This is a genomic window from Mycobacterium sp. E2479, from assembly GCF_001667925.1.
Taxonomy (GTDB): domain Bacteria; phylum Actinomycetota; class Actinomycetes; order Mycobacteriales; family Mycobacteriaceae; genus Mycobacterium.
Window position 1 is genome coordinate 1 of sequence record NZ_LZJR01000079.1, and the last position, 21,203, is coordinate 21,203.

Sequence of the window (21,203 nt, forward strand, 5' to 3'; positions counted from 1 at the left end):
CCGAGCCGCAGGGATCGCGGTCACCGGCCGAACCAGCCCATCCACGCTGGTGGTTCGTCTCGACGACGCCCGGCCGCATCTTGACCATCGGCATCGTGCTGGCCGCGCTAGGCGGGATCAGCGCCTTCGCCACCTCGACCACCATCAACCACCGGCAGCAAGTGCTCACCACTGTGCTCAACCACACCGAGCCGCTGTCGTTCGCGGCCGGGCGTCGTCGAGACGAACCACCAGCGTGGATGGGCTGGTTCGGCCGGTGACCGCGATCCCTGCGGCTCGGTCGACGGGTGCGCCAGCTCAACCGTCACGTCTAATCAGCCCTCGTCTCTCGGCCACTCGATTTCGCTGCACGGACATCTATAAGCGAAGTCTAAGAGCTTGTTCGGGTGGATGGGTGGAGGCGGACGCAATTGGCGACGCCCCCACCAAGTCTGCATATCCTGAACCGGTGCGGGGCGACGGTGACGGCTGGGTGATCTCCGACAGCGGCGCTCACTACTGGGGCCGCTTCGGCGCGGCAGGTTTGCTGCTGCGGGCCCCGCAAGCCGACGGCACGCCCGCGGTCCTGCTGCAGCATCGCGCCGTGTGGAGTCATCAGGGCGGAACCTGGGGGCTGCCGGGCGGCGCCCGGGACAGCCACGAAACGCCGGAGGAGACCGCCGTCCGCGAAGCAAACGAAGAGGCCGGGCTGCAAGGTGAGCGACTCGCCGTGCGTGCGACCGTCGTCACGGCGAAGGTCGCCGGAATGGCCGGCACGCACTGGAGCTACACCACCGTCGTCGCCGACGCCGAGGAATTGCTGCACACCGTGCCCAACCGGGAAAGCGCCGAGATGCGTTGGGTCGCCGAAAACGAAGTCGCCGACCTGCCGCTGCATCCCGGCTTCGCGGCCAGCTGGCAGCGGCTGCGCACCGCGTCGGCGGTGTTGCCGCTGGACGACGGCGACGAAAGACGCCGATACCTGCCGCGAACGATCGAGATCGAGGCGGGCGTCTTCGTCTGGTGCATGCCCGGGGACGCCGGCCAAGAGCCCTCGCAGCTGACCCGCCGGATCAGCTCGCTGCTGCCAGCGCCGAGCTGAGCCGTTCGGCCGCGGCCCGCGGGTCGGCGGCCGCGGTGATCGCCCGGACCACCACGATGCGCCCGGCACCGGCACCGAGCACCTCGGGCAGCCGCCGCTCATCGATGCCGCCGATCGCGAACCAGGGCTTGTCGGTTGCAAGTTCGGCGACGGTCCGCACCAGTCCCAGGCCCGGCGCCTGGCGGCCCGGTTTGGTGGGCGTCGGCCAGCAGGGACCGACGCAGAAGTAGTCGGCCCGACCGCCGGCCGCGGCGGCCGCCTGGTCGCGGTCGTGGCTGGACAATCCGAGCAGCACATCCGGCCCGACGATGTCGCGGGCGACGTCCAGCGGCAGGTCGCCCTGCCCCAGGTGCAGCACATCGGCGCCGGCCGCGCGGGCGATGTCGGCCCGGTCGTTGACGGCGAACAAGGCGCCGTGCCGGCGCGCCGCGTCAGCCAGGACCCGGCACGCCGCCAGCTCTTCGCGCGCTTCGAGCGGGCCGAACCGCTGCGCGCCGGCCGATCCCTTGTCGCGCAGCTGGATGATGTCCACCCCGCCGGCCAGGGCGGCGTCGGCGAACTCCGCCAGATCGCCGTGCTCACGGCGCGCGTCGGTGCACAGATACAGCCGCGCGGTCGCCAGGACGGAAAGTCGTCTATCGATGGGACGCTGCACACCGAGACGCTAGCGCGCTAGCGTGGAGCCGAAGCGAACCACCAGACACGGGAGTCCCGGGTAGTCGACTGACTGCGGGGCTGAGAGTGGGCACAGCCGGAGCCACCCGGACCTGCCCTTACCGTCACACCTGATCCGGGTCATGCCGGCGAAGGGAGGCTCGAGAATGACCGGGATGCCCCCCGGGTCCCCACTGGGGTCCCTTGCCGTCATCGGCGGCGGCGTCATCGGGCTCGCAGTGGCGCGCCGCGCCGCGCAAGCCGGGTGGTCGGTACGGGTGCACCGCAGCGACCAGATGGGTGCATCCTGGGTCGCCGGCGGCATGCTCGCGCCGCACAGCGAGGGCTGGCCCGGCGAAGAGCGGTTGCTTCGGCTGGGCCTGGAATCGCTGCGACTGTGGCGCGGAGATTTCCTGGACGGGCTGCCGCCCGAAGTGGTCACCGCGCGCGAGTCGCTGGTGGTCGCTGTCGACCGTGCCGACACCGCCGACCTGCGCACCGTCGCGGAGTGGTTGTCGGCCCAGGGGCACCCGGTGGTCTGGGAGTCGGCCGTCCGCGACGTCGAACCGCTGCTGGCGCAGGGCATCCGGCACGGCTTTCGGGCGCCCACCGAGCTGGCCGTGGACAACCGGGCGGTGCTGGACGCGTTGGCCGCGGAGTGCGAGCGCCTCGGGGTGTCATGGGCGCCTCCGGTGTATGAGCTGTCGCGCGTGCAGGCCGACGCGGTGGTGATCGCCAACGGCATCGACGCGCCGGGGTTGTGGCCCGGCCTGCCGGTGCGGCCGGTGAAGGGCGAAGTCCTGCGACTGCGGTGGCGCAGGGGTTGCATGCCGTTGCCGCGGCGGGTTATTCGCGGCCGAGTGCACGGACGGCAGGTGTACCTGGTGCCGCGTGCCGATGGGTTGGTGGTCGGCGCCACCCAGTACGAACACGGTCGCGACACCGCCCCGGTCGTCTCGGGGGTGCGTGACCTGCTCGACGACGCGTGCGCGGTGCTGCCGTCGCTGGGTGAATACGAGCTGGCCGAGTGCGCAGCCGGGTTGCGCCCGATGACACCCGATAACCTGCCGTTGGTGCATCGCCTGGACACGCGAACGCTGGTGGCCGCCGGCCACGGCCGGTCAGGATTCCTGTTGGCGCCCTGGACCGCAGAACAGATTGTTTCCGAACTGGCCCCGGTGGGAGCACACCGATGATCCGCGCTTTGACGATGCTTCAGCGATGCGATGAGGAGGAGCGGGGCCAATGATCGTCGTGGTCAACGAGCAAAAGGTCGATGCCGAAGCGCACGTCACGGTCGCCGCGCTACTGCATTCCCTGGGTTTTCCGGACCGTGGCGTCGCAGTGGCCATGGACGACGCGGTACTACCGCGATCCCGTTGGAGCACAGAACTTTTCGAAGGGGACCGGCTCGAGGTAGTGACGGCGGTGCAAGGTGGCTGATGCAAAACTGACCATTGGCGACCGCAGCTTCGCGTCCCGGCTCATCATGGGAACCGGGGGAGCGAGCAACCTTGCGGTGCTCGAAGAGGCGCTGGTGGCCTCGGGCACCGAACTGACCACCGTGGCCATCCGCCGGGTCGACGCCGAGGGCGGCACCGGGCTGCTCGATCTGCTCAACCGGCTGGGCATCACGCCGCTGCCCAACACCGCGGGATGCCGGGGCGCGGCCGAGGCGGTGCTCACCGCACAGTTGGCCCGCGAAGCGCTGAACACCAACTGGATCAAGCTCGAGGTGATCGCCGACGAACGCACGCTGCTACCCGACGCGGTCGAATTAGTGCGCGCCGCAGAGCAATTGGTCGATGACGGGTTCGTCGTCCTGCCCTACACCAACGATGATCCGGTGCTGGCCCGCCGGCTCGAGGACGCCGGCTGTGCTGCGGTCATGCCGCTGGGTTCGCCGATTGGTACCGGCCTTGGCATCACCAATCCGCACAACATAGAAATGATCGTCGCCCGGGCGGGCGTTCCGGTGGTGCTCGACGCGGGCATCGGAACGGCCAGCGACGCCGCGTTGGCAATGGAATTGGGTTGTGACGCCGTGCTGTTGGCCACCGCGGTGACCCGGGCCGCCGATCCGGCCGCGATGGCGGCCGCGATGGCCGCCGCCGTCACCGCCGGGTATCTGGCCCGGCGCGCCGGGCGCATCCCGAAGCGGTTCTGGGCGCAGGCTTCGAGCCCGCAGCCATGAGTCGTTATGTGGCGCTGGGTAGTTCGATGGCCGCCGGTCCCGGCATTCGGCCGCGCGCCGGTGGGGCTCCGCGCTGGTCGGGCCGATCCGCACGCAACTACGCGCATCTGATCGCGCAGCGATACCGGCACGACTTGGTCGACGTCACCTTCTCCGGGGCGACCACCGCGCACGTGCTCGCCGAGCGCCAACGCGGCGCACCACCCCAGATCGCCGCGCTAGACGGCACCGAGAGCCTGGTAACGGTGACCATCGGCGGCAATGACGTCGGCTACATTCCGCTGTTGATGGCCGCGGCACTGCCGCGTTCGCTACGTCACCTGCCGCTGCTGGGGGGTCGCATCTGCGAACTGCTGGATCGCCAGGAGCGGGATCGCGCCCTGGACGCGGTCTTTGAATCGCTGTGCGCGGTCGGACGTACGCTGCGTCAGCGATCGGCACGCGCGCGGATCTTCTTTGTCGACTACCTGACGATGCTGCCGCCGCCGGGCGTGCCGGCGACTCCGCTGTCACCTACCGATGCCGACCTGGGCCGGCATGTGGCCGACGCGCTGGAAACGATGACGGCTGACGCCGCCGCGGCGACCGGTTGCGAAGTCATCCGCGCCGGCGTGGCGAGTCGCGAACATCACGCGTGGTCGGCAGAGCCATGGACGACGCTGCCGGCACGCTTCGGTGTTCTGCTGCCGGGTCGCCCCGCTCCCTTGCACCCGAACGCAGCAGGGATGCGGGCGGTAGCGGATCTGATTGCGGCTCAGCTCTAGACGTCAGCGTTCGTGCGCCACCATTGGTAGCGGCGTTCACGTCGGATTCGGCCGAGGTGAGCTGTCCCAACGGGTATGGCGCGGTGGTCCAGGTCGGTGTCGCGTGGTTCTGACTCCCTGCGGTTGATTTAAATAACGAGGGGCGGACGTTCTTCGAATATGGGTTCACCGATTCCGTTGCGGCACAACGGAACCGTCACCCGTTTGCACGCCACCACTGGTAGAGTGCCCCAACGTCGGTGTTGGACGCGCGCAAATAACTCAACGTGTTCTTCGCATCCGTGGTCCAGATGATCTCGGCGCCGTTTCGGTAGGTTCCGCAGGCCGCCTGCCCGGCGCTGGCGGCAGAGCCGTCCTTATGCCAACTCGAGGGTGATTGGTGGGCGTCCCCGCATGGGGTCAACACGTCCTCGTTGATGGTGGCCCTAAAAGAGGTGGCCAAATGGTCGGCATTGGTGAACAGGACGTACTTGGCCTGAACCGGACCGCGTGGATCGGGGCTCTGCCCGCAGGTGAGCACGGCCAGTTGTGTGCTGCGGTCGATGGTCTGGGCGGTGCAGTTGTTCAGGCCGTAGCCCTTCGACAGCGAGGCCGCAAGTGTGTTGATATCCGAGGGGCTCCCGGTGGTGGCGGGATCCGCGCCCGCTGGCGTGCCGCCCGCTAAGGCCAAACCACCTGTGAGCGCCGTTGCCGTCACCGCCCTCAGCGCATTGCTGAAATCAGACATGAATGGCTCCTTAACGGCCGCGTCTAAACACGGATAGTAGGGCTATGTCGTGGTAAAGCAATACATTCCGCTGGAAATTGTCTGTCTGGTCATCCTTCGTCGGACCAACCCACGGACTGGCAGGCCAATGCCAGTGGCGTGCGGGTCGTCGCACAGGACCTTGAATTACATTGAGGTGCCGATAATCCCGATTTCCGGCGGAGCAGGGGCGTCGGTAGCGCATTTCGTTCACGCGCGGCCTGAACAAGAATTTTCCATTGCCAGTGCCGATCAGGGCCCGCTCGGGTAGGGTTAGCACCGCTTTACGTCAGCTAACTTCTCTTGACTGGAGAATCCATGACACAACCCCCTCCGCCGCCGCCCGGTTATCCGCCGCCTCCTCCCGGTTACCCGCCGCAGCAGCCGGCCGGCCAAGCGCCGAATAACTATCTGGTGTGGTCGATTCTGGTGACCCTCTTCTGCTGCCTTCCGTTCGGAATCGTGGCGATCGTCAAGTCGAGCCAGGTCAACGGGTTGTGGGCGCAGGGTCGTTACGCCGAGGCGCAAGCGTCCGCCGAAAGCGCCAAAAGATGGGTGGTCTGGTCGGCGGTCATCGGTGTCGTCGCGGGCATCATCTACGCCATCTTGATGGGGATCGGTGCGCTGAACATGAACACCAACGCGGCCCTTGCCGCGATGTTCTAGAGCGTCCGATCATGGTGACCCGCTGGGGGGCGGCGCACGCGAATCTGGGTGCACCACTGGTGGTGGCTGCATCCACGACGCTGATGTGCGCCGCCATCTGGGCGGGCGATCCGACCACCCCGAACGGCCCGCTGCCGGTGTGCCCTACCAAGGCATTGTTGGGTATCGACTGTCCCGGATGCGGCAGCTTGCGCATGGTGTATTCGCTCATGCATGGCAATCTGTTGGCGGCAGCCAGGTTCAATGCGTTGGGATTGGCGGCTGTCGTGCTGTTGGTGTGGGCGTATGTGTCCTGGACCTACGGGCGCCTGGTGGGTCGGCGGATCCGCGGTTGGCAACACCGCCGCTGGGCCGCCGTCGTGGCGCTGTCGTTGGTGCTGGCCTGGTTCGTGGTGCGCAACATCCCCATTGCGCCGTTCAGCGCACTACACGTTTGATACCGCCGTGTCCTGAACCGGGCGGCTTGGGCCGCGGTCTAACCTGAGGCGCGATGGTGAACAAATTCACGGCGATTCCCGCATTGCTCGCCTTGCTCGCCCTGACGGCATTCGCAACCGGCTGCTTCCACCGGTCAGCTGGCTCGCGCCAAATAACCGGCGACCCCGCCGCAGCCGACTTCGCCTCCGCATTGCGCGGCAAGGTGACTACCGACGCGATGATGGCACACCTATCCAAGCTGCAAGACATCGCCAACGCCAACAACGGCACCCGGGCGGTGGGTACGCCCGGATACGAGGCCAGCGTCGACTATGTGGTGAACGTATTGCGGGACAGCGGATTCGACGTGCAAACCCCCGAATTTTCGGCGCGAGTGTTTCATGGCGACAAGCCGGAGGTTACCGTCGGCGGCAAGGCGGTGGAGGCGCACGCGCTGGACTTCAGCCTGGGCACCGGACCGGAGGGTGTGCGGGGGCCGCTGGTCGCCGCACCGCCGGACAACCTCGGCTGCGCGGCCTCCGATTACGCCAACCTGCCGGTGCGCGGCGCTGTGGTGCTGGTGGATCGTGGCACCTGCCCGTTCGCTCAGAAGGAGGACGCCGCCGCAGAGCGTGGCGCAGTGGCCATGATCGTCGCCGACAACGTCGACGAACAACAGATGGGCGGCACGCTGGGGCCCACCACCGAGGTGAAGATCCCAGTCCTGAGCGTGACCCGATCGGTGGGGGTGCAGTTGCGCGGGCAGCCGGGGCCCACCACGATCAAGCTCAATGCCAGCGCGCAAAGCTTTCGGGCGCGCAACGTGATTGCGCAAACCAAAACCGGATCGGGGACCAACGTGGTGATGGCCGGCGCGCACCTGGACAGCGTGCCCGACGGGCCGGGCATCAATGACGATGGATCGGGAGTGGCCGCGGTGCTGGAAACCGCTGTCCGGCTGGGTAGTTCGCCTTCGGTGCACAACACGGTGCGGTTCGGCTTCTGGGGTGCGGAGGAGCTCGGACTGATCGGTTCGCGCAACTATGTGGAGTCCCTGGACCTGACTGGGCTGAAAAACATTGCGCTGTACCTGAACTTCGACATGCTCGCGTCGCCGAACCCCGGTTACTTCACCTACGACGGCGACCAGTCGCTGCCGGTGGACGCTCGTGGTCGGCCGGTGGTACCCGAGGGTTCGGCAGGCATCGAGCGAACGCTGGTCGACTACCTGAAGTCGGCGGGAAAGACCGCGCAGGACACCTCGTTCGACGGCCGGTCCGACTACGACGGATTCACGCTGGCGGGCATCCCCGCCGGCGGCCTGTTCTCGGGTGCCGAGGGCAAGATGTCCGCCGACCAAGCGAAGTTGTGGGGTGGCAACGCCGATCAACCCTTCGACCCCAATTACCACCAGAAAACCGACACTCTCGACCACGTCGACCGCACCGCGCTGGGGATCAACGGCGGCGGCGTGGCTTACGCGATCGGTCTCTATGCGCAAGACGTCGGCGGACACAACGGCGTGCCCGCCATGGCGGACCGCACCCGGCACGTGCTCGTCAAGTCATGATCTCCCGGCTGGGCGCGACTCTGCTCCTGATCGCGATGGTGGCCGGTTGTTCCTCGACGCGGCTGGCGCTGCCGACCGCGACACCGGACCTTGGGCACAGTCTGGCCAACAAGGTGACTGTTGAGGGGATGCTGACGCACCTGCGTGCCCTGCAGAACATCGCCAACACCAATGGCGGCAACCGGGCAGACGGGATGCCGGGCTTCAACGCCAGCGTGGACTACGTCGCAAAAATACTGCACGACAAGGGTTTCGATGTTCAGACACCGGAGTTCGACCGACTCTACACCGTGTCGTTGGGCAAGCCGTCGCTGACCGTTGCCGGCCGCACCTATCCCGTTGACCAAGCCTCGCTGCTGGTTCAGACACCGCCCGGCGGATTGACCGGGCAGCCGATCCGTCCATCGCAGCCGTCGGGTTGCAGGGCCAGCGATTACCCGGCCCCCATGCCTAAAGGCGCGATCGCCGTGGTCGACGACGAGCAGTGTTCGGTGGTCGACAAACAGAACAGCGCGGTGGCCAAGGGCGCGAGCGCCCTGATCGTGCTCAGCTCCCCCACGGGGCGAGGAGCCCCACCCACGCTGTTCACCACCGGCTACTTCAAGCAGCTGACCGTGCCGGTCGCCGTGCTGGGTTCCTCCGGCGCCGGCGCGCTAGCGGGCTCGACCGCACCCGTACGGCTGGTCCTGGATGCGCAGAACGTCAAGATCACCTCCCGGAATGTGGTGGCGCAGACCAAGACCGGATCGGCCCATGACGTCGTCGTGGTGGGTGCGCAACTGGACGGACCGCGCGCCGGACCCGGGATCAACGACGACGGTTCCGGGGTGGCCGCCGTGCTCGAGACCGCGCTGCGACTGGGCCCGCTCGCGCCGGTGAACAACGCCGTGCGGTTCGTGTTCTGGGGCGCCGAGGAGGATGGGCGCAACGGGGTCATGGATTACGTGTTCGGCATGGACCGTGAGCAACTCAACGACATCGCGTTGTACTTGAACTTCACCATGCTGGGTTCGCCCAATGCCGGATTCTTCACCGACGACGGTGATCAGTCCGGCCCGCCCGGACCCGGTGTCTCCGCCGCGGACGTGCCCGAAGGCTCGGCCGGGATCGAACGCACTCTGGCCGGTTATCTGAACCTTGCCGGCAAGCGGCCCGCCGACATGCCGTTGGACACCAGGGCCGACTACCACCCCTTCATGATCGCCGGCGTGCCCATCGGCGGCATGACCACCGGAGCGTCGCAGCCGAAAACCCCCGTGCAGGCCCGGTTGTGGGGCGGTCAGGCCGGCGTGGCGTTCGACCCGAACCTCCAGAGCCCTCGCGACACCGTCGACAACATCAACCGGGATGCGTTGGGGGTCATGGGTTCCGGCGTCGGGTTCGCCGTCGGCAGCTACGCGGAGTCGATCGGTGGGGTCAACGGGGTGCCGGCCCACAACAAGCGGCACCGCACCCGGGTGCCGTAACGGCGCGGCTTGTCATACCCGACTGGCATGATCGAACCTATGTTCGAGTGGTGGTATGCCTCGCGGGAGACGCCGGAGGCCGCGGCGCTGCAGGATCGGGTACGCGACGCCGGGCGCGCGGAGGCACGGGCGGCGGCTCAGCGGTTGGTGGCCACCGGGGAGCTGTTGGTACTGCGTTGCCGCGAGACGGGGGAGCGGGCCGAATGGTCGGCGGACGCCTGGGAAGCGGTGGCAGCGCAGGTGGCCGCGGCGGCGGGGTGCAGCGTGGCGATGGGCCACAGCTATCTGCGTTATGCCATGGCGATGCGGGATCGGTTGCCGGAGGTCGGCAAGGTGTTTCGGGCCGGCCACATCGACTATCGGGCGTTTCAGACCATCGTGTTCCGCACCGACTTGATCACCGATGCCGAGGTGCTGGTCCGGGTGGACGGGCAGTTGGCGGCGCTGCTGTCGCGGCGCCCGTCGCTGACCCGCGGTGGACTGGCCGCCGCGGTGGACCGGGTGGTGGCCGTCGTGGATGCCGATGCGGTGCGCCGCGCCCGGCAGGCGCTCAACGATCGGTATGTGGATGTGCTTGCCGACGCGTCAGGGATGGCGTATGTGACCGGCAGCTTGGTCGCGACCGACGGCAAGGCTCTGGATCGTCGCCTCGACGAATTGGCCGCGACCGTGTGCGATGCCGATCCGCGGACGGCCACGCAGCGGCGTGCTGATGCGTTGGGGGCATTGGCCACCGGCGGCTCGCGGCTGGTGTGTGGCTGCGGACGTCGCGACTGCGCCGCGGGCACGCCGGCACCCAAGGCCCACGTAGTGATCCATGTGATCGCCGAGCAGGCCAGCGTCGAGGGCCGCGGGTCCACCCCCGCGCCTTGCCCGGACGAGAAGGACTCATCCCGGCCGAGGTGCTCGCGCAGCTGGCCCGCTCGGCACGGCTGGTGCGACACTGGCCGGCGCTGAACCCCGCTACACCCTTTGGACCGCACTGGCCGACTTCGTGCGCTGCCGGGATCTGACCTGTCGGGCTCCGGGGTGTGACCGTCCGGCCACCGACTGCGCTCTCGACCATACGATCCTCTACGCCGACGGCGGTGCCACGCATGCCTCTAACCTCAAGGCGCTGTGCCTTATTCACGGTCGGACCATCACGTTCTGGAGCCATGTCGGCCCGCACCGTCGGTGAACCGCTTCGCGCCTGACTGCAATTCGGATGCCGAACGCGACAAACTGTCGAACTCGAAGTCCATCGCCTCGGCCTCGCTTCGACCCCATTGGTAGAGCGTCGACAGGCGGTCCGAGCGCAAGCACATTTGCGGCAGCGCCGAGAGTTCGGCAGCTAGCTCCTCTGCTGCCTCGCGGGCTGTGCCAGTTGGTACGACGCGATTCGCCAACCCGATAGCTAGCGCCTCGGTGGCGTCCACCGCTCGCCCGGTCAGGATCAGATCCATCGCCCGACTGTGCCCGATCAGCCGGGGTAGTCGGACCGTGCCGCCGTCGATCAACGGTAAACCCCAGCGACGGCAAAACACCCCGAAGATTGCGCCCTCCTCGACTACCCGCAAATCGCACCACACCGCTAACTCAAGACCGCCAGCGACGGCATAGCCACTGACAGCAGCAATCACCGGCTTGGACAGGGTCATCCGACTAGGACCCATCGGTCCCGGCCCGGTTGGGCTCACGGGGTTGAAGTCACCCGTTTCGGCCCCCTTCAGATCCGCGCCTGAGCAGAAATTCCCGTGATCGCCCCACAGCACCGCTATGGACGCCGAGTCGTCTGTGTCGAACTCAGCGAACGCGGCGAGCAGCGCCGACACAGCCGATCCATTGACCGCGTTACGAGCTTCCGGGCGATTCATGATGACCGTGGTCACGGCACCGTCCTTCTCGACCCGAACGCCGCCAGTGCTGTTGTGTTCAGTCGTCGTGCCCACGATCTCGACGTTATCCGCCCCACCCGGGGTTTGCCCCAAAATGCCCACGCTGCTTGCCATCAGAGTGTTCTTCGGTCAGTCGATACCATCAGTGCTCAAAACGTTGCTGGCAGTGCCAGTATCGACGCGGTGGCCGACGGGGATACTCAAGAGTCATGACTGGCTACGGCGATGGCGTGCTGTCGGATTCCCGCATCGCGGCGATGTCGCCCGATGAACGCCGCGACTTGATTCAGCGGCTGCAGCGTCCGCTTGACGAAGTGTTTCCACCACCCGTCGCGCGTCGCATGCGGCGGACGCGGTTGACCTTGATGGTGGGCGGCTCGAGCGCATTGATTCCATGGATCGTCTACCTCGGTTTCAGCCTGCCCGCGAACTATGTTGCCCAGAACTGGCCGGCTACGTGGATGGGCTTCGACTGTCTGCTCGTTGCGTTCATGGCCGCGACCGCGGTGTTGGGCTGGCTGCGTCGCCAGCTGGTACTGCTCACCGCGTTCACGACGGGCGTTCTGCTGATCTGTGATGCCTGGTTCGATATCTTGACCGCCGGCCTGGGGCGAAATTTGGCTGTCCCGATGTTGACGGCCGCCATCGGCAACCTGCCGCTCGCGGCGATCATGATCATTGGCGCAGTGCGGATCCTGCGAGTGACAGCGATACGGCTCTTTTTTCTCGATCCCGGGACGCCGCTGTGGCGTCTGCCGTTGCTACCGTAACCGGGCCGGCGCCGCGTTGCTGAAATGTTCTCTAGCCAGTCGTTGCCACCACATGCTCAAAACGTTCTGGGTCGGCCGCAACGGCTGGAGCGACGAGCAACGGCCGGACGGCACGGGCATTTTTGGAAGACACACCCCCAGGCGCGCCGCCGCTAAGAGGAAGCGACGGCGAACAAACGCCACTCACCCGGCACACCCTTGAGGTCATGCGTGCCGCGATCCTCGAACTCGATTCCTGACCCGATCACCAAGTCGCGCAACGTACTCGACACCAGGACGTCGCTCGGCTCGGCCAGGGCGCTCACCCGCGCGCCGATGTGCACGCCAATCCCGCCGATGTCCTCGCCACGGACCTCGCACTCACCGGTATGCAACCCGGCGCGTACCTGGATGCCTAATGTCTGTACCGCGTCGCGAATTGCCATGGCGCAGCGTATCGCTCGCTGCGGCCCGTCGAACATCGCGAGGAAGCCGTCTCCCGAGGTGTTCACCTCGCGGCCCCGAAAGCGAGCGAGTTGCGAACGAACGACGGCGTCGTGAGCGTCGAGCAGAGCACGCCAATCGCGGTCGCCCATCTCCGCAGCGCGCCGTGTTGAGTCCACGATGTCGGTGAACAGCACTGTGGCGAGAACCCGATCATCGGCAACTTCTGCGCGGTGGCCTGTGAGGAACTCAGCGATCTCCTGAAATGAATCCCGCCACGGTTCCACGAAGTGGTACAAGTTGCGTCCGGGCAGTTCGACGTATTTCGTGCCAGGTATGTGGTCAGCGACATACTTGCCCCACGGGGGCGGGACCATCGGGTCGTCGGTGTGCTGGAGCACGAGAGTTGGTACGCGGATGGTCGGAAGCACCGCCCGCACGTCTACCTCGGTCAATAAAGGCATTAAGAGAGCGTAGGTGCGTGGGCTCGCGGCAAGCCGGTCATGTCGCGCCAGCGCGGCGCCGATCTCCTCGTTGTATGGCATGTCGGGATTGATCGAAGGCCAGTAATTGCCCGTTCCCCACATGGCCGCCAGGCCAGCGATGATTTCCTCTGAATTAACTCCATCAGCCCGGTCATTAACTGGATTGGCGTAGCCCTCCAGCACCACGAGCGCGGAGGTACGCGCCGGATATGTAGCAGCGAACACCGCACCCGTCGCAAACGCACCGGGCCCGGTGATGAGTACTGCTTCGCGGCTCTGGAGATCGTCGAGCACCGCAGTGATGCTGTCGGCCCATTGCTCCAAGGTCGGCAGCGCGCCAGGCTCGACAGGATCCGACGCTCCACTCCCCGGCTGGTCGAAGAAGATCACTCGCCCGAGCGATGTCATCGCCTCGACCCAGCCCTGAGTTGACGGCAGGTCCGGGAACAGCTCGCAACAGGTGAACCAGTTCGGGACGAACACGATGTCGCGGGGACCTTCGCGCGACGTGCGATAGGCGACGCCCAAGTCCCCGTTCATCGCATAGCGCGTCTCCGAGAACATTGCGGAAGTGTAAGCCGAGGAACGCGTCGATTACTGGAGTCAGTCCGCTTGGCATGACCGCCAACTCGTCGGCGGGACCGTAATTTGGCCGCTGCCGGGCCCGCACACCTACGTCACGACCCCGGGCAGCGCGCTGCTGTCCCCGTCCTTGTGTGCGCCCCCACCGGCGATGCGCCCGCACCCGCCACACCCGGAAACCAACGCTGCGCCGACCCCACCGTCATGATGCCCAAACGCCGCAGCACCCGCGCCCAAAACCGCGCGACACGCATCGCCACCGAACGGCGCCACAACCGCCAAGCACGATTAGCCGTTCAAGTAACACACCCGGAGCGGCCGGTCGAGGGGCGACGGCGAGCCACCGCCTTTTGAGCAACTCTGCGCGGAGCCGACGTTTGCTGGGTCCCTCGATTTGTGCTGTCTTGTGGGCTGAATCCCTCTAGGATGAGTTTCCTTGATGCTGCCCTGCGGCCGGTCGGGATGAGGTTGCTCATGAATAGCCATGCGCTCAGGTCGGCATTCGCATGGGCGGCGGCGGTCCTCGTGGTGGCCGGCTGCACGACATTCGTCGGCGGGCGTGCACTGTCGATGCTCAACGACCCCTTCCTGGTCGGTGGTCTGCCGGCGACCAACGGGCCCAGCGGAATCCGTTCGAACGCACCCAGGACGAAAGGCAAGGTGCTCAACACCGACAACGGGAAGATCGACTCGCTGGCGCTGCTGTCGGTCAACGACATCGAGGACTACTGGCAGTCGGTGTACGACCGGTCGCTGAAGGGCAAGTTCGTTCCGGTCAGCAAGATGGTGTCTTACAACTCGACCGATCCGAGCAGCCCGATCGTGTGCCACAACGACACCTACAAGCTCGTCAACGCCTTCTACACCGGCAGATGCAATCTGATTGCCTGGGACCGCGGCGTATTCATGCCCATGGCGCAGAAGTACTTCGGTGACATGTCCGTCACCGGTGTGCTGGCGCACGAATTCGGGCATGCGCTGCAGCAGATGGCGAAGCTGGTGACTAGACGGGACGCGACCATCATCCGCGAGCAGCAGGCCGATTGCTTCGCGGGCGTCTATCTGTACTGGGTCGCCGACGGCAAGTCGCCGCGCTTCACGCTGAGCACCGCCGACGGGCTCGACCATGTATTGGCGGGGATCATCACCACCCGTGACCCAGTGATGGACAGCGAAACGGTCAACGACGACGCGCACGGTTCGGCCTTGGACCGCGTCAGCGCCTTCCAGCTGGGTTTTCTCAGCGGTACCTCGGCCTGCGCGGCGATCAACCGTAACGAAATCGAGAAGCGCCGCGGCGATTTGCCAAACGCGTTGCGAGTCGACAACTCGGGGGCAACGGAGACCGGTGAGGTGTCGATCAACAAGGACACCTTGTCGAATTTGATGGATGTGCTGGGAAAGATCTTCGCCCCGACCAACCCTCCGGCACTGTCCTACCAGCCGGCCGATTGCCCGGACGCCAAGGCGACACCACCGGCGTCGTACTGTCCAGGCACCAACACTATCGTGGTCGACCTGCCCGGACTCGCCGCCCTGGGCACGGTCGCAGACGAGAAGCAACAGACGCTGCCGCAAGGCGACGACACCGCGCTGTCCGTCGTGATGTCCAGATACGCGCTGGCGGTTCAGCATGAACGCGGCCTGGCAATGCAGAGTCCGTGGACCGCGCTGCGTACGGCATGCCTGACCGGTGTGGCACACCGCAAGATGGCCGAGCCGATCGACCTACCCTCGCACAACCAATTGCTGCTGACCGCAGGTGATCTCGACGAAGCGGTCGCCGGCCTGCTCACCAACCATCTGGTCGCCAGTGACGCTGACGGCACCAGCGTGCCGGCCGGTTTCACTCGGATTGCGGCGTTCCGCGGTGGCGTGACCGGCAATACGGACGCCTGTTATTCGCGCTACCCCATCTGACGAACCATCGACGGTCAACCCACTTCGGCGAGCCGCGGAATCACCTCGTCGCCCAAGCGGTTAACGAAGCCGAGCGGATCCGGATTGCCGGGCAGCGGGCCGATGTTGATCATGTCGACACCAAGCGCTGCGTAGCGTTCAACCGTCTTCAGGAATGTGTCGTCGAAAGGATCGGTGGTGGCCAGGCCGCCGGCTGTCTTGCGAATGTCATTGGGATTCCTGCCCACCTTGTCGCAGTGCCGGTTCAACACCTCGATCTTGTGCTCGAGCTCTTCGGCGTCAGCGGCCATGCTGTTCCAAATGTCGGCGTATTGCGCAACCAGGCGCAGCGTCTTCTTCTCGCCGTCCCCGCCGATCAGGATCGGAGGCCGCCGAATCGGCTGTGGCTCGCAGATGGTCTCGTTCAGCCGGTAGTGCGTGCCGGTGTAGGGCCCGTCGTCCTCACTCCACATCTGCCGGCAGATCTGCAGCGTCTCCTCCAGCATTTCGAAGCGGGTACGCAGTGGCGGATAGGGAATACCCAGTGCGGTGTGCTCACGTTCGTACCAGGCCGCACCCAGCCCCAACATCGATCTGCCCTGCGACAGCACGTCGAGGGTCGTGACCGCCTTGGCCAACATGCCGGGATAGCGGTAGGTGACGCCCGTGACCAGCAGGGCCAGATCGATCGTCGTCGTCTGGGCAGCCAGGAAGCCCAACGATGTGTAGCCCTCGAGGAACGGGTCCTCGGCGCGACCAATGTTTTCCATCTGGAAGAAGTGGTCCGCGAGGGTGAAGAGCGTGGCGCCGCCTTGTTCGGCGGCCTTGGCCACTTCAGCAAGCGTGGGGCCTAGTTTGGCCGGCTCGCCGGGCAGAAAATCGATGAAATGTAATCCCAATTCCATTGCAGTTTAGGTCCTTTCGCGTCCTATATTGGCGGGTCAATGGGTCAAGCGCTCGAGCAGCGACAACGCGTCGACGATGACGCGCCGCTCGGATTCGCTGTAACGCTCCTGGATGGTGCGTGCCAGCCACTCTTCGCGGGCGCGTCGGCCGCTTTCGGCACGCCTTCTCCCCGCCTGGGTTAGTGAGACCACTTGGCGCCGGCCGTCATTCGGGTCCGGTTCGCGCTTGATGAGGCCGCGTTGGCCCAGGGCCGCCAGGATGGTGGCCATCGACTGGGGTCGTACCTGTTCCGCACCGGCCAACGCACTGGCTGATGACGGTCCGTCTTTCCACAGCCGGGTGAGCACCGCCGTCTGGGACGGTGTCAGGCCGTCGACCGAGACGTCTTTCAACCGGCGCCGCAGCCGGCTGAACACCACCCGGATATCGCGGGCCGCCACTACCGCGGATTCGCTGACGTCGCCCACGCCAACATCCTAAATTAGACAGCTAAAACTGTCCAGTTGAAACTGCCTAATTCCGTCCCAGTAGCTGCAGAGCGGCATCGACCGCCAATGCCGGGACGTTCAGCGTCTTGGATCGCAGATCGTGTCGTGCACTGGCGATCTCGACGACGGCCGTCGTTCCGGTGATCAATGCCGCGGCGGCACGCAGCTCGTCGGGCGTGCCGAATGGATCCGACGTGCCGTGCGTGAACACCGTCGGAACCGTGATGTCGGGCAGGTGCTCGGTGCGCACGCGTTCGGGCTTGCCCGGGGGATGCACCGGATAGGAGAACAGCGTAAGCACGTCGACCGCGGCCTCCCCTGCCGCAACCACCATGGACGTCTGCCGACCGCCATAGGAATGCCCACCGGCGATCAGCGGGCCGTCGGCAAGGCCGCGGCACACCGCGATCGCCTCGACGATGCCGGCCCGGTCGGTGGCGGCGGAACCAGAGGGCGGGCCGGTGGGCCGGCGCCGGCGATACGGCAGGTTATAGCGCACCGCAAGCCAGCCACGCTGCGCCCATTCCTCGCAAACCTGCTGCAGCAGAACGGCATCCCGGTTGCCGCCGGCGCCGTGGGTCAGCACTACCACGCCTTCTGGCGCACCGTCCGGTTCGTGTGCGATGCCCGCGATCCGATCGAGATTCATGCGCGCGCCGATGACAGCCGAAAAAGCGGGGAGACGGGGCCATGACCGTCGCCGAGTGGATAAGCGGCGCGCAGACATTCGGTGACCCATCGCTTCCCGAACTCGACGGCGGCCGGCACCGTGAAGTCGTACGCCAGGGCGCACGCGATCGCGCTGGCGAGCGTGTCGCCGCCGCCGTGGTCGTTGCCGGTGGCGACCCGCTGCGCGTCGAACTCGCGGAAATCAGCACCGTCATAGAGCAGGTCGCAGCTGTGATCCGACGACCGCAAATGACCGCCCTTCACCAGCACCCACCGCGGGCCCAAGGCGTGCAGCGCCTTGGCCGCCGCACGCTGCGAGGCGGGATCCACCACGTCGATGTCGACCAGCAGCCGCACCTCGTCAAGGTTCGGTGTCACCAACGTCGCCAATGGAAACAGTTGATTGCGAAGCGAATCCAGCGCTGGCGGCGCCATCAGGGCATCGCCGTGCATGGACGCCGCCACCGGATCGACCACGAGTGGAACCCTCAACCCGAGCCGGGTCCAGGTGGTGGCGACGGTGTCGATGATGCGCGGCGATGCCAGCATCCCGGTCTTGGCGCACTGGATGCCGATGTCGTCGACCACGGCTTCGATCTGCCCCGCGACCACGTCATCGGGCACCTCATGAAAGCTCTGCACGCCCAACGTGTTCTGGACGGTGACCGCGGTGACCGCGACGCACGCGTGCACGCCCAGCAGCGCCATCGTGCGCATGTCGGCTTCGATGCCCGCGCCACCCCCGGAATCCGATCCGGCGATGGACAGCACCCGCCGCGGCGTCGTGCCCGGCGCAGGCAGCGGCAGGAAAGTCACTGGGCTGGATGGCGGCGACCCGCTGCGCCCGGCTGCGCCGCGCTTGCGATCACCGCAGCCGGATGGCGGCGACCCGCTGCGCCCGGCTGCGCCGCGCTTGCGATCACCGCTGGGCCAGCGGTAGATACACCCGGTTGCCGTGCTCGGCGAACTCACGCGACTTCTCAGCCATGCCCTCCGACATGGCCGCCTCGATAGCTTCCTCGCTGTCCAGGCCGTGCTTGGCGGCGTAGTCGCGCACATCCTGAGTGATGCGCATCGAGCAGAACTTCGGCCCGCACATCGAGCAGAAGTGCGCGGTCTTGGCGGGTTCGGCCGGCAGCGTCTCGTCGTGGTACTCCCGCGCGGTGTCCGGGTCCAGCGACAGCGCGAACTGGTCGTGCCACCGGAACTCGAAGCGTGCCGTAGACAGCGCGTTGTCGCGCTCCTGCGCGTGCGGGTGTCCCTTGGCCAAATCGCCTGCGTGCGCGGCGATCTTGTAGGCGATCACCCCGTCCTTGACATCCTTGCGATCTGGCAACCCCAAATGTTCCTTGGGGGTCACGTAGCAAAGCATCGCGGTGCCGGCCTGGGCGATGATGGCCGCGCCGATCGCCGAGGTGATGTGGTCGTAGGCGGGCGCGATGTCAGTGGCCAGCGGGCCCAGGGTGTAGAAGGGGGCTTCCTCGCACCACTCCTCTTCCAGCCGCACGTTCTCGACGATCTTGTGCATCGGGACGTGGCCCGGTCCCTCGATCATCACTTGCACGCCATGGGATTTCGCGATCTTGGTCAACTCGCCCAGGGTGCGCAGCTCGGCGAACTGCGCGCCGTCGTTGGCGTCGGCGATCGAGCCCGGCCGCAGGCCGTCACCGAGGGAGAAGGTGACGTCGTAGCGGGCGAATATCTCGCAAAGCTCGTCGAAGTTGGTGTACAAAAACGACTCTCGGTGATGCGCCAGGCACCAGGCCGCCATGATCGAGCCGCCGCGGGAGACGATGCCGGTGACCCGCTTGGCGGTCAGCGGCACGTAACGCAGCAGGACGCCCGCGTGCACGGTCATGTAGTCCACACCCTGCTCGCACTGCTCGATCACGGTGTCGCGGTACAGCTCCCACGTCAGCTGGGTCGGGTCGCCCTTGGTCTTCTCCAGGGCCTGGTAAATCGGCACGGTCCCGACCGGCACCGGCGAATTGCGCAGAATCCACTCACGGGTCTCATGGATGTTCTTGCCGGTGGACAGGTCCATGATGGTGTCGGCGCCCCACCGGGTTGCCCATACCATCTTGTCGACCTCCTCGGCGATCGAGGACGTCACGGCTGAGTTACCGATGTTTGCGTTCACTTTGGTTGCAAAGGCCTTGCCGATGATCATCGGCTCGATTTCGGGGTGGTTGTGGTTGGCCGGGATCACCGCACGGCCCCGCGCGACCTCGTCACGGACCAGCTCGGCGGGCATGCCTTCGCGGGCGGCGATGTAGGCCATCTCGGCGGTGACCTCGCCGGCGCGGGCGCGCTGCAGCTGGGTGCCGCGGTCGCGGACCACGCCGGGCCGAGCCGCCAGCCCGGCCGTCAGATCGATCGTCGCGTCCGGATCGGTGTAGGGCCCGGAGGTGTCGTACAGATCGAAGTCGTCGCCGGTGGACAGGTGCACGCGTCGCAGCGGCACCCGCAAGGTGACGCCGTCCGGGCCCTCGATCTCGCGGTAGGCCTTGCTGCTGCCCGCGATAGGGCCGGTGGTCACGGCCGGCTCAACACCGTGCGAAGCGGTGCCCGACACGGTTCCGGAAAGGACATCAGTCATTTTTCTTCTCCCTACGCCGGCATTACCCGGTCAGGTTCGTACGGTCGACGGCCCCGAGCCGTCCTCTCAGCGCACTCGGCGTGCGCTCCCGCGTCGTATGGATGGGTCCGCACGCGACGTTACCCCGACCCAGGGCCGAGCGACATGGTCGACGGCCTTTTGTACCGGGGCGGTAGCCGGAGGCGTTCCCCTAGTGGAAAAATGCAAACGTGCCACAGCGCAGGCGAACAGGGGAATCGTCATCCGATGGGGGCGGCGTGTCCTTCTCGGAACCCGGCGAGCCGGCCCCCGGGTACCTGAACGTCGGCGCGTTCCGCTTCTGGTTCGTCGGTCAACGCTGGGAATGGTCGGACGAGGTGGCCAGGATGCACGGCTACGAACCCGGGGAGGTCGAGCCGACGACCGAACTGCTGCTGTCGCACAAACATCCCGACGACCGCGCCCATGTCCAGGAGCTCCTCGACTTCGCGTTGCAGTCCGAAGAGTCGTTCTCGAGCAGGCACCGCTTCGTCGACACCGCGGGCACGCTGCACGACGCCATCGTCGTCGCCGACCGCATGCGCGACGAGTCGGGCGCCGTGCTGGGCACCGAGGGCTACTACATCGACCTCACCAACACCTTCGACGCGACCCGCCAGGAGGTGCTCGACGAGGCGCTGCCGGACCTTTTCGAGAGCCGCGCGGCCATCGAGCAGGCCAAAGGCGTGCTGATGTTCGTCTACCGGGTCAGCGCCGAGCAGGCGTTTCGTGTGCTGCAGTGGCGGTCGCAGGAGTCCAATGTGAAATTGCGTGCGCTGGCCAAGCAGTTGCTCACCGAAGTGGCGACCCTGGGGTCACCGGTTGCCGCCTTGCAAAGCCAGTTCGACCATTTGCTGCTGACCGTGCACGAGAGGATTCCGCCCGAGTCAACCGGGTAACCAACGATTCGGTAAACGAGCAGTTCGGGTA

Annotated in this window: 22 protein-coding genes, 1 pseudogene and 2 riboswitches; of the genes and pseudogenes, 14 read left to right on the plus strand and 9 right to left on the minus strand. The window is 66.4% G+C overall.

Annotation, left to right across the window (positions count from 1 at the left end; translation table 11 throughout):
* Together A5686_RS10695 and A5686_RS10700 are read left to right on the plus strand one after the other, a co-directional pair.
* Positions 1-215, plus strand: a pseudogene (locus tag A5686_RS10695) (hypothetical protein); the annotation flags it as partial.
* A gap of 233 nt (positions 216-448) precedes the next feature.
* Positions 449-1,081: an NUDIX hydrolase gene (locus A5686_RS10700; RefSeq protein ID WP_067933898.1), complete on the plus strand. Its 633-nt coding sequence runs from the start codon at positions 449-451 to the stop codon at positions 1,079-1,081.
* On the opposite strand, the gene thiE is transcribed toward A5686_RS10700, so the two are convergent.
* The gene (thiE, locus tag A5686_RS10705; RefSeq protein ID WP_082947589.1) at positions 1,053-1,724 is read right to left on the minus strand and encodes a thiamine phosphate synthase; all 672 of its coding nucleotides are present in this window, start codon (positions 1,722-1,724) and stop codon (positions 1,053-1,055) included. The genes A5686_RS10700 and thiE overlap by 29 nt on opposite strands.
* Before the next feature lie 49 nt (positions 1,725-1,773).
* A riboswitch (TPP riboswitch) is annotated at positions 1,774-1,910 on the plus strand.
* Between the two features lies 1 nt (position 1,911).
* Here thiE and thiO point away from each other — a divergent pair.
* From thiO to A5686_RS10725, 4 genes are read left to right on the plus strand one after another with little or no spacing between them, the layout of a single operon-like run.
* On the plus strand, positions 1,912-2,931 hold the full coding sequence (gene thiO, locus A5686_RS10710) for a glycine oxidase ThiO (protein ID WP_067933992.1): 1,020 nt from the start codon (positions 1,912-1,914) through the stop codon (positions 2,929-2,931).
* A gap of 49 nt (positions 2,932-2,980) precedes the next feature.
* The gene (thiS, locus tag A5686_RS10715) at positions 2,981-3,178 is read left to right on the plus strand and encodes a sulfur carrier protein ThiS (protein WP_067933901.1); all 198 of its coding nucleotides are present in this window, start codon (positions 2,981-2,983) and stop codon (positions 3,176-3,178) included.
* On the plus strand, positions 3,171-3,929 hold the full coding sequence (locus A5686_RS10720; protein ID WP_067933902.1) for a thiazole synthase: 759 nt from the start codon (positions 3,171-3,173) through the stop codon (positions 3,927-3,929). Before thiS ends, A5686_RS10720 begins: the two co-directional genes overlap by 8 nt.
* Positions 3,926-4,693, plus strand: coding sequence for an SGNH/GDSL hydrolase family protein (locus tag A5686_RS10725; protein WP_067933904.1), 768 nt, complete (start codon positions 3,926-3,928; stop codon positions 4,691-4,693). Before A5686_RS10720 ends, A5686_RS10725 begins: the two co-directional genes overlap by 4 nt.
* Positions 4,694-4,889: 196 nt before the next feature.
* Here A5686_RS10725 and A5686_RS10730 read toward each other — a convergent pair whose 3' ends face one another.
* On the minus strand, positions 4,890-5,420 hold the full coding sequence (locus tag A5686_RS10730; protein WP_067933906.1) for a serine/threonine protein kinase: 531 nt from the start codon (positions 5,418-5,420) through the stop codon (positions 4,890-4,892).
* A 336-nt stretch (positions 5,421-5,756) separates the two neighbouring features.
* Between A5686_RS10730 and A5686_RS10735 the strand changes: the two genes are divergently transcribed.
* Genes A5686_RS10735 through A5686_RS10755 form a run of 5 tightly spaced genes read left to right on the plus strand, consistent with a single transcriptional unit; the run spans position 5,757 to position 10,514 of the window.
* Positions 5,757-6,104 (plus strand): CD225/dispanin family protein, encoded by a 348-nt coding sequence (locus A5686_RS10735; protein ID WP_067933908.1) that lies wholly within the window; start codon positions 5,757-5,759, stop codon positions 6,102-6,104.
* An 11-nt stretch (positions 6,105-6,115) separates the two neighbouring features.
* Positions 6,116-6,541: a DUF2752 domain-containing protein gene (locus tag A5686_RS10740; RefSeq protein WP_067933909.1), complete on the plus strand. Its 426-nt coding sequence runs from the start codon at positions 6,116-6,118 to the stop codon at positions 6,539-6,541.
* Between the two features lie 53 nt (positions 6,542-6,594).
* Positions 6,595-8,091: a M28 family metallopeptidase gene (locus A5686_RS10745; RefSeq protein WP_067933911.1), complete on the plus strand. Its 1,497-nt coding sequence runs from the start codon at positions 6,595-6,597 to the stop codon at positions 8,089-8,091.
* The gene (locus A5686_RS10750) at positions 8,088-9,557 is read left to right on the plus strand and encodes a M28 family peptidase (protein WP_067933913.1); all 1,470 of its coding nucleotides are present in this window, start codon (positions 8,088-8,090) and stop codon (positions 9,555-9,557) included. Before A5686_RS10745 ends, A5686_RS10750 begins: the two co-directional genes overlap by 4 nt.
* Positions 9,558-9,584: 27 nt before the next feature.
* Complete coding sequence (locus A5686_RS10755; protein ID WP_231986345.1) at positions 9,585-10,514, plus strand: DUF222 domain-containing protein; 930 nt, start codon at positions 9,585-9,587, stop codon at positions 10,512-10,514.
* A 185-nt stretch (positions 10,515-10,699) separates the two neighbouring features.
* Here the strand turns inward: A5686_RS10755 and A5686_RS10760 are convergent, their stop codons facing one another.
* Positions 10,700-11,548, minus strand: a complete 849-nt coding sequence (locus tag A5686_RS10760; protein ID WP_082947585.1) for a crotonase/enoyl-CoA hydratase family protein — start codon at positions 11,546-11,548, stop codon at positions 10,700-10,702.
* A 95-nt stretch (positions 11,549-11,643) separates the two neighbouring features.
* Between A5686_RS10760 and A5686_RS10765 the strand changes: the two genes are divergently transcribed.
* The gene (locus tag A5686_RS10765) at positions 11,644-12,204 is read left to right on the plus strand and encodes a hypothetical protein (protein ID WP_067933915.1); all 561 of its coding nucleotides are present in this window, start codon (positions 11,644-11,646) and stop codon (positions 12,202-12,204) included.
* Positions 12,205-12,356: 152 nt separating this feature from the next.
* Here A5686_RS10765 and A5686_RS10770 read toward each other — a convergent pair whose 3' ends face one another.
* Positions 12,357-13,676 carry an adenylate/guanylate cyclase domain-containing protein gene (locus tag A5686_RS10770; RefSeq protein ID WP_067933917.1) on the minus strand — a complete coding sequence of 440 codons (1,320 nt, stop codon included), beginning with the start codon at positions 13,674-13,676 and terminating at the stop codon, positions 12,357-12,359.
* A gap of 492 nt (positions 13,677-14,168) precedes the next feature.
* On the opposite strand from A5686_RS10770, the gene A5686_RS10775 reads away from it, so the two are divergent.
* On the plus strand, positions 14,169-15,614 hold the full coding sequence (locus tag A5686_RS10775; RefSeq protein WP_067933918.1) for a neutral zinc metallopeptidase: 1,446 nt from the start codon (positions 14,169-14,171) through the stop codon (positions 15,612-15,614).
* 14 nt (positions 15,615-15,628) lie between these two features.
* On the opposite strand, the gene A5686_RS10780 is transcribed toward A5686_RS10775, so the two are convergent.
* From A5686_RS10780 to thiC, 5 genes are all read right to left on the minus strand, one after another.
* Positions 15,629-16,498: an LLM class F420-dependent oxidoreductase gene (locus A5686_RS10780; protein WP_067933920.1), complete on the minus strand. Its 870-nt coding sequence runs from the start codon at positions 16,496-16,498 to the stop codon at positions 15,629-15,631.
* 36 nt (positions 16,499-16,534) lie between these two features.
* Positions 16,535-16,966, minus strand: a complete 432-nt coding sequence (locus A5686_RS10785; RefSeq protein WP_067933922.1) for a MarR family winged helix-turn-helix transcriptional regulator — start codon at positions 16,964-16,966, stop codon at positions 16,535-16,537.
* A 46-nt stretch (positions 16,967-17,012) separates the two neighbouring features.
* The gene (locus tag A5686_RS10790) at positions 17,013-17,636 is read right to left on the minus strand and encodes an alpha/beta family hydrolase (protein WP_067933924.1); all 624 of its coding nucleotides are present in this window, start codon (positions 17,634-17,636) and stop codon (positions 17,013-17,015) included.
* On the minus strand, positions 17,633-18,472 hold the full coding sequence (gene thiD, locus A5686_RS10795) for a bifunctional hydroxymethylpyrimidine kinase/phosphomethylpyrimidine kinase (protein ID WP_067933925.1): 840 nt from the start codon (positions 18,470-18,472) through the stop codon (positions 17,633-17,635). The genes A5686_RS10790 and thiD overlap by 4 nt, the downstream gene beginning before the upstream one ends.
* Positions 18,473-18,575: 103 nt before the next feature.
* Positions 18,576-20,255 carry a phosphomethylpyrimidine synthase ThiC gene (gene thiC, locus A5686_RS10800; protein ID WP_067933927.1) on the minus strand — a complete coding sequence of 560 codons (1,680 nt, stop codon included), beginning with the start codon at positions 20,253-20,255 and terminating at the stop codon, positions 18,576-18,578.
* A riboswitch (TPP riboswitch) is annotated at positions 20,247-20,357 on the minus strand. Its footprint overlaps the gene before it by 9 nt.
* Positions 20,358-20,512: 155 nt before the next feature.
* On the opposite strand from thiC, the gene A5686_RS10805 reads away from it, so the two are divergent.
* On the plus strand, positions 20,513-21,172 hold the full coding sequence (locus A5686_RS10805; protein WP_067933929.1) for a PAS and ANTAR domain-containing protein: 660 nt from the start codon (positions 20,513-20,515) through the stop codon (positions 21,170-21,172).
* The last annotated feature ends 31 nt before the right edge of the window (positions 21,173-21,203 follow it).

Excerpts from the sequence above, each read along its gene's own strand:
- thiC (WP_067933927.1), bottom strand. The coding sequence starts at position 20,255 with ATGACTGATGTCCTTTCCGGAACCGTGTCGGGCACCGCTTCGCACGGT.
- thiO (WP_067933992.1), top strand. The coding sequence starts at position 1,912 with ATGCCCCCCGGGTCCCCACTGGGGTCCCTTGCCGTCATCGGCGGCGGC.
- A5686_RS10760 (WP_082947585.1), bottom strand. The coding sequence starts at position 11,548 with ATGGCAAGCAGCGTGGGCATTTTGGGGCAAACCCCGGGTGGGGCGGAT.
- A5686_RS10725 (WP_067933904.1), top strand. The coding sequence starts at position 3,926 with ATGAGTCGTTATGTGGCGCTGGGTAGTTCGATGGCCGCCGGTCCCGGC.
- A5686_RS10730 (WP_067933906.1), bottom strand. The coding sequence starts at position 5,420 with ATGTCTGATTTCAGCAATGCGCTGAGGGCGGTGACGGCAACGGCGCTC.
- A5686_RS10790 (WP_067933924.1), bottom strand. The coding sequence starts at position 17,636 with ATGAATCTCGATCGGATCGCGGGCATCGCACACGAACCGGACGGTGCG.
- A5686_RS10755 (WP_231986345.1), top strand. The coding sequence starts at position 9,585 with ATGATCGAACCTATGTTCGAGTGGTGGTATGCCTCGCGGGAGACGCCG.
- A5686_RS10770 (WP_067933917.1), bottom strand. The coding sequence starts at position 13,676 with ATGTTCTCGGAGACGCGCTATGCGATGAACGGGGACTTGGGCGTCGCC.
- thiS (WP_067933901.1), top strand. The coding sequence starts at position 2,981 with ATGATCGTCGTGGTCAACGAGCAAAAGGTCGATGCCGAAGCGCACGTC.
- A5686_RS10740 (WP_067933909.1), top strand. The coding sequence starts at position 6,116 with ATGGTGACCCGCTGGGGGGCGGCGCACGCGAATCTGGGTGCACCACTG.
- A5686_RS10750 (WP_067933913.1), top strand. The coding sequence starts at position 8,088 with ATGATCTCCCGGCTGGGCGCGACTCTGCTCCTGATCGCGATGGTGGCC.
- A5686_RS10780 (WP_067933920.1), bottom strand. The coding sequence starts at position 16,498 with ATGGAATTGGGATTACATTTCATCGATTTTCTGCCCGGCGAGCCGGCC.
- A5686_RS10745 (WP_067933911.1), top strand. The coding sequence starts at position 6,595 with ATGGTGAACAAATTCACGGCGATTCCCGCATTGCTCGCCTTGCTCGCC.
- A5686_RS10775 (WP_067933918.1), top strand. The coding sequence starts at position 14,169 with ATGAATAGCCATGCGCTCAGGTCGGCATTCGCATGGGCGGCGGCGGTC.
- A5686_RS10735 (WP_067933908.1), top strand. The coding sequence starts at position 5,757 with ATGACACAACCCCCTCCGCCGCCGCCCGGTTATCCGCCGCCTCCTCCC.
- A5686_RS10765 (WP_067933915.1), top strand. The coding sequence starts at position 11,644 with ATGACTGGCTACGGCGATGGCGTGCTGTCGGATTCCCGCATCGCGGCG.